The 12,504-nt window shown below is 72.1% G+C and carries 9 protein-coding genes; 3 read left to right on the top strand and 6 right to left on the bottom strand.

Annotated features, from left to right (window positions below; translation table 11 throughout):
• Nucleotides 1-21: 21 nt before the first annotated feature.
• Together cydB and cydD are read left to right on the top strand one after the other, a co-directional pair.
• A complete protein-coding gene (gene cydB, locus C9J87_RS06695; RefSeq protein WP_107705051.1) occupies nt 22-1,035 on the top strand; it encodes a cytochrome d ubiquinol oxidase subunit II in 1,014 nt (337 codons plus the stop codon).
• Complete coding sequence (cydD, locus tag C9J87_RS06700; protein WP_107705052.1) at nt 1,032-4,322, top strand: thiol reductant ABC exporter subunit CydD; 3,291 nt, start codon at nt 1,032-1,034, stop codon at nt 4,320-4,322. The genes cydB and cydD overlap by 4 nt, the downstream gene beginning before the upstream one ends.
• 4 nt (nt 4,323-4,326) lie before the next feature.
• On the opposite strand, the gene C9J87_RS06705 is transcribed toward cydD, so the two are convergent.
• From C9J87_RS06705 to C9J87_RS06725, 5 genes are all read right to left on the bottom strand, one after another.
• The gene (locus C9J87_RS06705; protein WP_107705053.1) at nt 4,327-4,791 is read right to left on the bottom strand and encodes a universal stress protein; all 465 of its coding nucleotides are present in this window, start codon (nt 4,789-4,791) and stop codon (nt 4,327-4,329) included.
• 9 nt (nt 4,792-4,800) lie between these two features.
• On the bottom strand, nt 4,801-5,580 hold the full coding sequence (locus C9J87_RS06710; RefSeq protein WP_107705054.1) for a 2-phosphosulfolactate phosphatase: 780 nt from the start codon (nt 5,578-5,580) through the stop codon (nt 4,801-4,803).
• 85 nt (nt 5,581-5,665) lie between these two features.
• A complete protein-coding gene (locus tag C9J87_RS06715) occupies nt 5,666-6,685 on the bottom strand; it encodes a hypothetical protein (RefSeq protein WP_107705055.1) in 1,020 nt (339 codons plus the stop codon).
• Nucleotides 6,686-6,827: 142 nt separating this feature from the next.
• Nucleotides 6,828-8,771, bottom strand: a complete 1,944-nt coding sequence (locus C9J87_RS06720) for a M13 family metallopeptidase (RefSeq protein WP_010831137.1) — start codon at nt 8,769-8,771, stop codon at nt 6,828-6,830.
• 22 nt (nt 8,772-8,793) lie between these two features.
• Nucleotides 8,794-9,786, bottom strand: a complete 993-nt coding sequence (locus tag C9J87_RS06725) for an NADPH:quinone oxidoreductase family protein (protein WP_010831136.1) — start codon at nt 9,784-9,786, stop codon at nt 8,794-8,796.
• 56 nt (nt 9,787-9,842) lie between these two features.
• Here C9J87_RS06725 and C9J87_RS06730 point away from each other — a divergent pair, with 56 nt between their 5' ends.
• Nucleotides 9,843-11,216, top strand: a complete 1,374-nt coding sequence (locus C9J87_RS06730; RefSeq protein WP_198652294.1) for an MFS transporter — start codon at nt 9,843-9,845, stop codon at nt 11,214-11,216.
• A 4-nt stretch (nt 11,217-11,220) separates the two neighbouring features.
• On the opposite strand, the gene C9J87_RS06735 is transcribed toward C9J87_RS06730, so the two are convergent.
• Nucleotides 11,221-12,441: a M15 family metallopeptidase gene (locus C9J87_RS06735; RefSeq protein WP_107705056.1), complete on the bottom strand. Its 1,221-nt coding sequence runs from the start codon at nt 12,439-12,441 to the stop codon at nt 11,221-11,223.
• Between the last annotated feature and the right edge of the window lie 63 nt (nt 12,442-12,504).

Below are 12,504 nucleotides of genomic sequence, written 5' to 3' on the forward strand. Positions count from 1 at the left end.
CACCCTGAACTGGAGACCGACATGGAGCTCACCACCGTCTGGTTCGTCGCCATCGCCTTCTTCTGGGTCGGCTACTTCGCCCTCGAGGGCTTCGACTTCGGGGTCGGGATGCTGCTGCCGGTGCTCGCGAAGGACGACACCGAGCGCCGGGTCATGATCAACACCATCGGCCCGGTCTGGGACGGCAACGAGGTCTGGCTGCTGGTCGCCGGCGGCGCGACGTTCGCGGCCTTCCCGCACTGGTACGCCACGCTCTTCAGCGGCTTCTACCTGCCGCTGCTGCTGATCCTGGTCGCGCTGATCGCGCGCGGCGTGGCCTTCGAGTACCGCCACAAGCGGCACGACGCCCAGTGGCAGTCGCGCTGGGACACCGCCATCACGTTCGGCTCGCTGGTCCCGGCCGTGCTGTGGGGCATCGCCTTCGCCAACCTCGTCGCGGGTGTGCCGATCGACGCCGACAAGGAGTTCACCGGCGGCCTGCTCACCCTGCTCAACCCGTTCGGGCTGCTCGGCGGGCTGGTCACGCTGTCGCTGTTCGTCACCCACGGCGCGACCTTCATCGCACTCAAGACGGCCGGCGACATCCGCGTCCGCGCCCGCGACCTCGCCTGGCGCAGCGGCCTGGTCGCGATCGTGCTCACGGTCTTCTTCCTCACCTGGCTGCAGGCGAGGACCGGCTCACCGGCCTCGGCCGCGGTCTTCGCGGTCGCAGCGCTGCTGCTCGTGGTCGGGGTGCGATCGGCGTACGTCGGTCGCGAGGGGGTGTCCTTCGCGGGCACCTTCGGCGCGATCGCGCTCGCGGTGACCGGCATGTTCGTCGCGCTCTTCCCCGACGTGATGCCGTCGACGACCGACGTCGCCTTCAGCCTCACCACGACCAACGCGGCGGCGACGGACTACTCGCTGACGATCATGACCTGGGCCGCGGCGATCTTCACGCCGCTGGTGCTGGGCTACCAGGCCTGGACCTACTGGGTCTTCCGCCAGCGGATCGGCACCCACCACATCCCGACGGTGGAGCTGGCGGCGAAGTGAAGCCCCTCGACCCGGCGCTGCGCTCGCACCTCACCCCGGCGCATGGGCCCCTGGTCCTCGCGACGACGGCCGCCGTCCTCGGTGGGGTGCTGCTGATCGGGCAGGCCTTCGCCGTCGCCGCGCTGGTCGTGGCAGTCGCCCGGGGCGAGTCCGTCGCGGGCGCTGCGCTCGCGACGGTCGTGGTGTTCACGGCCCGGGCCGCGACCGGCCTCGTCGTGGACCTCGCGACCGCCCGCGCGGCGGGCCAGGTCTCGACCGCGCTGCGTGGCCGGGTGCTGCGCGCGAGCCTCGGCGACCCGCGCCGGACCGGCGAGCTGGCGGTGCTGCTCACCCGCGGGCTGGCCGCGACGGAGCCGTGGTTCACGCGCTACCTGCCGGCGCTGGTGGTGGCGGGCGCCGTACCCCTCCTCACCGTCGCGACCGTCGCCTGGCTCGACCCGTTGAGCGGGTTGATCGTGGTGCTGACGGTGCCGCTGGTGCCGGTGTTCGCGGCCTTGGTCGGTATGGCGACGCGCGACCGTGCGCAGCAGCAGTGGCGGCTGCTGCAGTCGCTCTCGGGACACTTCGTCGACGTCGTCCGCGGACTGCCGACGCTGGTCGCGCACCGCCGCGCGAGCGCGCAGGTCGACACGATCCGCTCGGTCACGCACCGGCACCGGATCGCCAGCCTGGCCACGCTCCGGCTGGCCTTCGCCTCGTCGGTGGTGCTGGAGCTGCTAGCCACGCTCTCGGTCGCGCTCGTCGCGGTCTGCGTGGGGCTGCGGCTCGCGGCCGGCTCGATCGACTTCCCGACCGCGCTGGTGGTGCTGCTGCTCGCGCCCGAGGCCTACTGGCCGCTGCGCCGCGTGGGGGCGGAGTTCCACGCCGCGGCCGAGGGGGCGGCTGCGTTCGCGTCGGCGGACCTCGCGCTCTCCCCATCTACTCCGTCAGGTGCTGGCCACGCCGCGCACGAGGTCGGCGTCGTGCTCGACGACGTCACCCTCGGCTGGGGCGGCGCGCCCGTCGTCGCCGGCCTGAGCGCGCGGTGGGGCATCGGCCTCACCGCCGTCGTCGGGCCGTCGGGGTGTGGCAAGTCGACGCTGCTGGCCGCCGTCGCCGGCGAGCTGACGCCGTCCGCGGGCGCGATCCGGGTGGCCGGGCACGGCGACCCGGCGCAGTGGCGGGCGTCGGTGGCGTGGCTGCCGCAGCGGCCGTGGCTGACGGCCGGCACGATCGCCTCGAACCTGCGGCACGGCGATCCGGCCGCGTCCGACGCCCGTCTGTGGCGGGCGCTCGAGCGCGTCGACCTCGCCCACGTCGTCCTCACCCTGCCCGACGGTCTGGAGGCCGAGCTCGGCGAGGACGGAGCCGGGCTCTCGGCCGGCGAGCGTGCGCGGCTGGCCCTGGCCCGGGTGCTGGTCAGCGACCGGCCGGTGGTGCTGCTCGACGAGCCCACCGCCCACCTCGACGCCAGCACCGAGGCCGTGCTCGTGCGGGTGATCGGCGAGCTCGCGCAGTCGCGGACCGTCGTCGTGGTCGCGCACCGACCGGCGCTGGTCGACCTCGCGGACCAAGTGATTCGCCTTGAATCAATGGCCGCTCCGCCAGCCACCTCCCGACCCGCCGTCACGGCCCTGCCGCCCCTGCCGGACTGGGCCCCGTCGCGCCGGGCGGACCTCGCCGCCGTCGCGCTCGGCGCCCTCTCGTCGGCATCGGGGGTCGCGCTCACCGCGACCGCCGGCTGGCTGATCACCCGTGCCTCGACCCAGCCGCCCGTGCTGACGCTGATGGTCGCGATCGTCGGTGTCCGCGCCTTCGGCCTGGCCCGACCCGTCCTGCGCTACGCCGAGCGGCTGCTCTCGCACGAGCAGGCCCTCGGTCGCCTCGCCGAGCGCCGGGCCGCGGTCTACGCCGCCCTCGTGCCGCTGGTCCCCGCCCGGCTCGGCACCGCCACCCGCCGTCGCGGCGACCTGCTCACCTCGCTGGTCGACGACGTGGATGCCCTCGTAGACGAGCGGGTCAGGGTCCGGGTGCCGCTGTGTACGGCGGCGCTGGTCGCTGCCGGAGCCCTGCTGTTCGCCGGCGCCCTCGTCCCCGTCGCCGCGCTCGTCGTCGCGCTGCCGGTGGTGGCCACGCTCGCCGTCGGGCTCCTCGTCGGCCGCCGGGCCGCCGTGGTCGAGAGGTCGTACGTCGCCGCGCGAGCCCACCTCGGCGAGCTGGTCGAGTCCACGCTGACCGATGCGCGCCAGCTCGTCGCCTGGCAGCGGGACACGGCGGCGGTCGACACCGTCGTGCGCGCCAGCTCCGCGCTGGCCGCCCTCGCTCGCCGGGCCGCCGTCGCCCCGGCGCTGGCGCGGGGTCTGCTGCTCGTGACCACGGGCGTCGCGGTGGCGCTGATGCCGCTCGTGACGGGACCGCTGGCACCGGCCACGGCCGCCCTGCTGGTGCTGCTCCCGCTCGCGCTGCACGAAGTGCTCGCGCCGGTCGTCGACGCCGCCGTGGCCCGGGCCCGCTGTGTCGCGGCCACCGCGCGTGTGGACGCGCTGATCGGGCAGGCTCCCGCCGTCGCCGATCCCGTGTCACCGGTCGGGTGGCCTGCGGCGTACCCCACCGTCGAGGCGCGCGACGTCGGCGCCGGGTTTCGAGACGAGACTTCGTCCCTCCTCAACCACCGAGGGGCCTCCTTCACGCTGGCTCCGGGCGAACGGATCGGCCTCGTCGGGCCGTCGGGCTCGGGGAAGTCGACGATCGCGGCGCAGCTGATCCGGTTCCTGGACCCCACGGGCGAGGTGTCGTTCGACGGGGTGCCTGCGCGTGACCTCGCGCTGCACGACGTGCGGGCGCACGTCGCGCTGGTCGACGACGACCCCTACCTCTTCGCGACCTCCGTCGTCGAGAACGTGCGCCTGGCCCGGCCGGCTGCCACCGACGACGAGGTCGCCGCCGCGCTGCGCGTCGCCGGGCTCGGCGCCTGGGTCGAGGCCGTCGGGCTGCACACCCTGATCGGGGCCGGCCACCGCGACGTCTCCGGCGGCGAGCGCGCCCGCCTCGGGCTGGCCCGGGCCGTCCTGGGGCGCCAGCCGGTCGTCGTGCTCGACGAACCCACCGCCCACCTCGACACCGCCACCGCCACCGCCGTCACCCGCGACGTGCTCGCCGCGCTGGCGGGGCGGAGCATCGTGTGGATCACGCACCAGGACGTGGGGCTGGCCTCGATGGACCGGGTCGTGGCTCTGGAGCCGATCCCTCAGCCTGCCTGCCCGCAGGCAGGCTGGAGCAAGGTCGTCCGCACGCCCCGGGCGGGATGACCGGTCAGTCGCGCCCGACCGGCAGCACCACGACCGGGCACGGCGCGTGCCGCATGACCTGGTCCGCGGTGGAGCCGAACAGCAGGCCCCGGAACCCGCCCGCTCCGCGCGCGCCGACGACCACGATCTCGACGTCCGCGGCGGCCTCGAGCAGCTTGGCCGAGGACTGCCCGCGGACGACGTGCAGCTCGAGCGTGCAGTCGGACGGCAGGTTCAGTGCCTCGACGTCGCGGGTCAGCTGCTGGAGCACGGCCGCCTCGAAGTCCTCCGGCGGCGGGACGTAGCCCGGCTCCATCGTCGCCGGCCGCGGCGCGTTGGTCAGGCTCCAGGCGCGGAGCACGTGCAGTGGGACACCCAGTCGGGCTGCGTGCCCGGCTCCCCATGTCACGGCCTCGCTCGAGGCCGGGGAGCCGTCGTGACCAACGAGGATGCCGCCACTGATGGACGTCGGAGTGCGTTCGGCCGTCATGACGAGAGCCTAGCCCTCCGCGGCGACGAAGGACCCGGCCTCGAGCACCGGCACCACGCGGCTGACGTCGAGCTGGGCGGCGACCTCGACGTCGTCGGCGTAGCCGGCCGCAGCCAGCTCGACCCCGCTGGCACAGGCCGCCAGCTCCGCGGCGAGATCGGGTCGTACGGCGCGGAACGACTGCTCGGCGACCCGCGCCTCGGGCCCCAGCCCGGTGACCCCGAGGTCGACGAGGCCGGCGATCACCGCGCCCGCTCCCCACAGGTCCTCGATCGCCGGGCGCAGCGTGTCGTCGCGCCAGCGCTCCCCCGCCGGGACCACCGCGCACGTCGCGCCGGCGAGCACCATCGGGGCGAGGTGGGCAGCGACGGCGCCGGCGTTGCGCAGGGACGCGGCGAGCACCGTCGACCCCGTCTCGGCCAGGGCGAAGGAGATCGTCGAGCCGTTGGGCGAGGGCAGCACGATCCGCTCCACGCCGGTCAGGTCGACCGTCGCCATCGCGGCCGGCGACAGGCTGATCCCGCGTGGCTCACCCGCCGCGAGCGCCTGCGCCTCGAGGCGACCGACGGCCAGGACGGCGTCGCGCGCATCGGCGTACTCCCGCGCGCGTTCGTCCTTCCAGACGAAGGGCAGGACGGTGATGCCGCGCTCGACAGCGATGCTCAGCGTGGTGGTGAACGAGAGCACGTCGATGACCACAGCGATGTCGGCCGTCACCGACGCAGCACCCGTCGGACCCCACTCCATCCGGACGCGGTGGGCGGACTGGTCGTGGCCGGGCTTGAGCATCCGGCCATCCAACCAGCCCGCTTTGCGGAGCTACCGAACAGTCAGGGGGTCCTCAGCGCTGGGAACCCCGCGACTGTTCGGTAGCTCAGGCACAGACCTCCTCGTGCCACAGTGCCTCTGCCTCGCGCTCCTGGAGCAGGGGCTCGTTGTCGTCGTCCCTGTGCCTCAGCCGCCACGCCCGCGCATGCGCGGGAAGGAAGAGGGAGCGAGCGCGTACGGCGACCAGTCGCCGCAGCAGGGTCGACGGGTCTCGCAGCTGGCTGCCCGTCACCCGCGCCGTCTCCAGGCCGACCTGGCGCAGGGCCTCCTCCTTGGTGATGTCCCACGCCTGGCGATCCGCGTTGCGGTGCTCAGCACCGTCCACCTCGATCGGGGTCCCGGACTCCTCGTCGATGAGATCGACCTCGCCGATACGCACACCGTCGAGCGTCTCGACGACGCGGTTGACCAGCAGTCGGCCGTAACCGGCGTGCTCCTCGGCCAGCGTGCGCACGCGCACCTCCAGCGGAGATCGCGCGCCACCGCGCGCACGCGGGAGCGCCCAGGCGATCACGTCGAACCTGCGCGCCGAGCGGTGGCCCTCGACGTACGCCGCAAAGCGCCGCAGGGAGGTGATGCGCCCAGCGAGCGCGGACTCGAGCACGACCAGGGCCTCGTCGCGGTCATGGCGACGCATCTCGTCGAACACTGCTCGTTCGGGGCGGACGACGCGCACGCCGTAGCGTCGCCAGACCTCCCACTCGGGGAGCCGCTCGAACGACACGACGATCCCGGACGTCTTGCGGACACCGCCCCGCGGGCCGACGGCGAGGGCGACCGGGAGCTGGGTTCGACCGTCGCGATCCAGCCCGTCGAGCCAGGCCGCGCCGTGGAGCAGGCACGCAGCCCAGCCCGTGACTGCCCCGCCGGGTGGCAGCCGAGCCGCCTCCTCGACGATGCGCTGCTGCGCCACGCCGTTGTCGACCGCGGCAGGGACGTAGAGCCCCGACCCCGTCCGCCGATGTCCACGGCCGCGAGCACGATCGGGCGTGAGCTCGTCGCCCACGCGCACGGGGTGCACGACAGGGGCGTACGGCGCCACGGGATCCCACTTGTGCCTGGCCATGCGGCAAGGCTGCCCCGATTCGGCCGGACGTGCGTCGCGTCATCCACAGGCCCGCGACCACTCCGCGCTACCGAACAGTCAGGGGGTCCTCAGCGCTGGGAACCCCGCGACTGTTCAGTAGCTCGGGCGCACCGGCGCTGAGTCACCAGATCCGCACGCGCTCCGCGGGATCGAGCCACAGCAGGTCGTCGGCCGACGTCTCGAACACCTCGTGGAACTCGTCGAGGTTGCGCACGATGTTGGCGCGGAACTCCGGCGGCGAGTGGGGGTCGATGGTGAGGAACTGGAGGTCCTGCTCCTTGCGGCGCTTGGTGCGCCAGCAGTAGGCCCAGTTCATGAACAGGGCCTGCCGGTCCTCGACCGACGCCTCGCCCCCGGCCGCGATCACGAACGCCTTGTGGCCGATGGTCAGGCCGCCGAGGTCGCCGATGTTCTCGCCGACGGTCAGCTCGCCGTTGACCTTCTCACCGGGCAGGTTGCGCGGCTCGAAGCCGTCGTACTGCGCGATCAGGGCCTTGGTCTTGACCTCGAAGGCGGCCTTGTCGTCGGAGGTCCACCAGTCGTTGAGGTTGCCGTCGCCGTCGTACTGCGCGCCCTGGTCGTCGAAGCCGTGGCCGATCTCGTGGCCGATCACCGAGCCGATGCCGCCGTAGTTCTCGGCCGGCGACGCGTCGGGGCTGAAGAAGGGCTTCTGCAAGATGCCGGCCGGGAAGCAGATCTCGTTGGTGCCGGGGTTGTAGTAGGCGTTGACCGTCTGCGGCAGCATGAACCACTCGTCGCGGTCGACCGGGGAACCGATCTTGGCGAGCTCGCGGTCGGTCTCGAACGCCGAGGCGGCGGCGATGTTGCCCATCAGGTCGCCCGGCTTCACGACAAGGTTGGAGTAGTCGCGGAACTTGTCGGGGTAGCCGATCTTCGGGCGGAAGGTGTCGAGCTTGTCGTAGGCCTTCTGCTTGGTCTCCTCGGTCATCCAGTCGAGGGCCTCGATCGAGGTGCGGTAGGCCTTGAGCAGGTTGTCGACCAGCTCGTCCATCATCGCCTTGGACTCCGGCGGAAAGTGCCGCGAGACGTATTCGCGACCCACGGCCTCGCCCAGCGCGCCCTCGACCAGCGAGACGCCGCGCTTCCAGCGCTCGCGCAGCTCGGGGGTGCCGTTGAGGGTGCGGCCGTAGAAGTCGAAGTTGGTCTCGACGAAGTCGTTGGGGAGGTACGCCGCCGCGGACCGCAGCACGTGCGTGAGCAGCCACGACTTCCAGTCCTCGATGTCCACCTCGTCGAGGACGGTGGACAGGTGGGCGAGGTAGGACGGCTGCCGCACGCAGGTCTCGGCGATCGTCTGGTCGTTGCCGCCGAGGTTGGTGACGTAGACGTCCCAGTCGAAGCTGGGCGCGAGCGCCTTCAGCTCCTCGAGCGTCATCAGGTTGTAGGTCTTCTGGACGTCGCGGGTCTCCGCGCGCTCCCAGTGTCCGGCCGCCAGCTTGGTGTCGATCTCGAGCACCGTCTGCGCCGCACCGGCTGCGTCGGCGTGCTGCCCGAGCTCCAGCAGGCGGGTGAGGTAGGCGACGTACTTCTCGCGGATCTCGGCGAACTTGTCCTCGCGGTAGTAGCTCTCGTCCGGCAGGCCGAGGCCGCCCTGGGTGATGTGGAAGAGGTAGCGGTCGGACTGGCGGTCGTCGGTGTCGACGTAGGAGCCGAACAGCCCGGCGCCGCCGATCCGCTCGAACTCACCGAGGAAGGCGGCCAGGTCGCGGATGTCGCGCAGGCCCGCCACGGCGGTGACCAGCGGCTGGATCGGGCGGGTGCCGAGCTTGTCGATCTTCGCCTCGTCCATGAAGGAGGCGAAGAGGTCGCCGATCTTGCGGCCCTCCTCGTCCAGCTCCGCGGCGGGCGTCTCGGCGATCGAGGTGATGATGTCGCGGACCTGCGCCTCGGCGACGTCGGCCAGCTGCACGAACGGGCCCCAGCTCGACCGGTCGCTGGGGATCTCGGTCTCGTCGAGCCAGCGCCCGTTGACGTGGCCGAAGAGGTCGTCCTGCGGACGAATGTCGGGGTTCATGCCCGGGCGGGCGTCATCCAGGATGCTCACGCACCGACCCTAACTGGCAGGGTCAACGCCGCCCGACGCGCACGACCGACTTGCCGAGCGTCTTCCGGTCGTCCATGTCGACCAACGCCTGGCCGAAGCCGTCCATGTCGTACGTCGCTCCGATCGGCGGCTTCACCACGCCGGTCTCGATCATGGGCAGAAGCTCGGCCCACTGCTGCTGCATGAAGTCCTGTCGCGTCATCGCGTAGGCGCCCCAGCCCACGCCCCGGACGTCGATGTTGTTGAGCAGCAGCCGGTTGACCTTGACCTCGGGGATGCCCTGGCCGGCAGCGAAACCGACGACCAGCAGCCGCCCCTGCTCGGCCAGGCAGCGCAGCGAATCGGTGAACAGGTCGCCGCCGACGACGTCGAGGACGATGTCGACCCCGCGGCCGCCGGTGAGCTCCTTGACCTGGTCCCGGAACCCTGCCCGCTCGTCGGTCGAGCCTGTCGAAACCACGTCGTCCGCCCCGGCGTCCCGCGCGACCTGCGCCTTCTCGGGAGTGCTGACGACGGCGATGGTGCGGGCGCCGTACCCCTTGGCGACCTGGAGGGTCGCGGTGCCGACGCCACCGGCGGCACCGTGCACGAGCACCGTGTCGCCGTCGGCGATGCCGCCGCGGTGCTTGAGCGCGAACTGCGCGGTGAGGTAGTTCATCGGCAGCGCGGCGCCCTCGTCGAAGGACAGGGCGTCGGGCAGCGGGAAGGTCCAGATCTTGGGCGAGGCGACGACCTCGGCGGCGTTGCCCCAGCCGGCCACGCCCGCGACGCGCTGACCGACCGTGAAGTCGCTGCTGCCCGGGTCGAGGACGACGCCGGCGAAGTCGACGCCGAGGTTGAACGGCGGCTCCGGCTTCATCTGGTACTCCCCGCGGCTCAGCAGCAGGTCGGGGAAGGAGACCCCCACGCTGTGGACCTCGACGAGCACGTCGTCGGGGCCGGGCGTCGGCTCGGGGACGTCGTTGACCTTGAGGTCGGTGGGTCCGGTCGTGGTCTCGACTTGTACGGCGCGCATGGGGCCGAGGCTAGCGGGCTTGACCTCGAGTCCACCTGAAGGAGGAGCCTCGCGGCATGACCACGAAACCCGATGGCCCGATGTCGGTGCCACCCGCCACACTGGGCACCATGGGGGATCCGATCACCGACCAGGTTCGCGATGTCGTCGGTGACCAGACGGTCGGTCGTCGGCTGCCCAGGGCGCTGACTCCGTTCCGCACCCCGGCCTACCGCTGGTTGGCGCTCGCCCTCGCCGCGAGCGCGTTCGCCAGCGGAGTCTGGATCGTGGCGCTGGTCTGGGAGGTCATCCGTCTCGGCGGCGGCCCGGGCCAGCTCTCGACCGTGATGACCGCCAGCGCGGTCGGCGTGCTGATCCCGGCGCTGCTGGCCGGGGTCGTGGCCGACCGGGTGCCGCAGAAGCTGATCCTGCTCACCGTCGCGCTCGTCGAGATGGTGGCGATGGGGCTGGTCGCGTTCCTGTCCTCCGCCGACCTCAACGCGATCTGGATCCTCGCGTGCGTCACCTTCGTGTCCGGGATGGGCATGGCGTTCTACTACCCCGCCTACTCCGCCTGGCTGCCGGCACTGATCCCCGAGTCCGACCTGCAGGCGGTCAACGGGTTCGAGGGCATGGTGCGCCCGACCATCGGCCAGGCCGTCGGGCCGGCCGTGGCCGGTGCGGTCGTCGGGGCGTACTCGCCCGGCGCCGCCTTCACCGTGGCCACGGTCGTGGGCGCGGTCGCGCTGGTGGTGCTCACCAAGGTTCCGCAGACCGCCATCCGCCGTACCCTCGACGAGGCGCACGCCCGGCACCCGATCCGCTCCGCGGTCGCGGACATGCGCGAGGGCTTCGCCTACATGGTGCGCACCCCGTGGCTGCTCGCGACGCTGCTGTTCGCGTCGCTGATGATCCTGGTGATGATGGGCCCGCTCGAGGTGCTGATCCCGTTCCTGATCAAGGACACGCTGGGCGGCGGCCCCGACGACCACTCCTACGTCCTGGCCGCGTTCGGCATCGGCGGTGCGCTCGGCTCGCTGGCGATGGCGTCCGTGCGGATGCCGCGGCGCTACCTCACGCTGATGAACGTCGGCTGGGGACTCGGCTGCCTGCCGTTCCTGGTGATCGCGGTGGCCGACCGCGTCTGGATGGTGATCGGTGCCGCGGCTGTGATGGGGGCGCTCTTCTCGGCGCCGATGGTCATCTGGGGCACGCTCCTGCAGCGCCGGGTGCCACCCGCTCTGCTCGGTCGCGTCGCGAGCCTCGACTTCTTCGTCAGCATCTCGCTGATGCCGGTCTCGATGGCGCTCGCCGGGCCCGTGGCCGACGCGATCGGGCTGCGCAACACCTTCTACATCGCCGGCATCGTGCCGGTCGTCGTCGCGGTCGTCGCGACGGTGTGGGCCAAGCTGCCGGCCGACGAGCTCGCGCACCCGCTGCGGGCCGACTGAAGCCCTACGCCGGTTCCTTGAGCGCGTTCATCTCGAAGTGCATCGGGTCGGTGTAGCCCCAGTCGCCACCCCAGGCGAAGCCCCACTTCTTGAAGATCTCGACGACGGCGCGGTTCATCTCACCGAAGGTGCCGCGCTGGTTGCCCGGCACGTTGAGGTCGAGCGCGATGCCGAAGGAGTGCAGCGAGAGCTGCTGGGTGTTGGCGATGTAGCGCGGGTAGTAGCACCCGGCGTACTCCCCCGGGTTGATCTCGTCGGCGAGCCCGGTCGTCTGGATCTCGAGCAGCGCCGCCCGCAGCTGCGGGAAGATCACCTTGTGGCAGGTGACGTTGCCCAGGATCGGCACCGGCTCGGTGCGGATGTTGGCGGTGACCCAGGACTGCTCGGGCGCGATCCGGCCGCCACCCAGCACGGTGTAGCGGAAGGTGCCGACGGCCTCGGCGACCGAACCGCCGCTCAGCACCGCGATCTGCTCCGCACCTGGGTCGAGGTCCGGACCGAGGATGGACACGGCCGCGTCGTCGCCGACGATCTCCTGCAGCTTCTCCATCACGTCGCGCGGTGAGTAGATGCCGGTGTTGACCAGCATGGCGTTGTCGGTGGGGATCCCGAGCTCCTCGCCCCACTTCTCGTTGACCACGGCGTCGATCTGCGGCACCTGCGGCGCATAGGCGCCGATGTGCACCGTCGGGGCGTCCTCGTCGTTGCCGAGCTGGAGGTAGCCCGCCTTGTCCTGCAGCTGCTCGGCCAGCGACTTCTCCAGCGCGACCTCGCCCCCGGCGACCCGGTCCCACTGCTCCTGCAGCTCGGCGGACGCCGCGATGGTGAAGTTGCGGTACGTCGACGGGTCGACCGCACCGATGTTGATGACCCTGTTCTCGATGCCGACGTTGCCGAGCGAGAGCACCAGCGACCGCTTGACGGTCCTCAGCGCGTTGATCTCCTCGATCACCTCGGGGTCCAGGGCGTCCTGGTCCTTGATGATCAGGTCGGCGAGCACCAGCGCGCCCTTGCGCGGGCCCGGTGGCTCGACGGCGTGCGCCGGGTCCGCCACAGGCGGCTCGGTCTCGGCCGGCGACGACGTGGGGGCGGAGGACGAGGTCGTCGGGGAGGCTGACGGGGAGGGTGTGGCCGTGTCGGGGGATGCCTCGGGGTTGCCGCACGCGGTCGCCAGCAGCAACAGCCACGTGGCTGCTGCAGCGCGCACTCGACGTACTCGCGACATCGTTCCTCCCTCTCGCCCGGTCAAGGGTAGGCGGGACGCGGTGACGATCGCGCGCATCCACCT

The sequence above is a fragment of the Nocardioides allogilvus genome, from assembly GCF_003047285.1.
Taxonomy (GTDB): Bacteria; Actinomycetota; Actinomycetes; order Propionibacteriales; family Nocardioidaceae; genus Nocardioides; species Nocardioides allogilvus.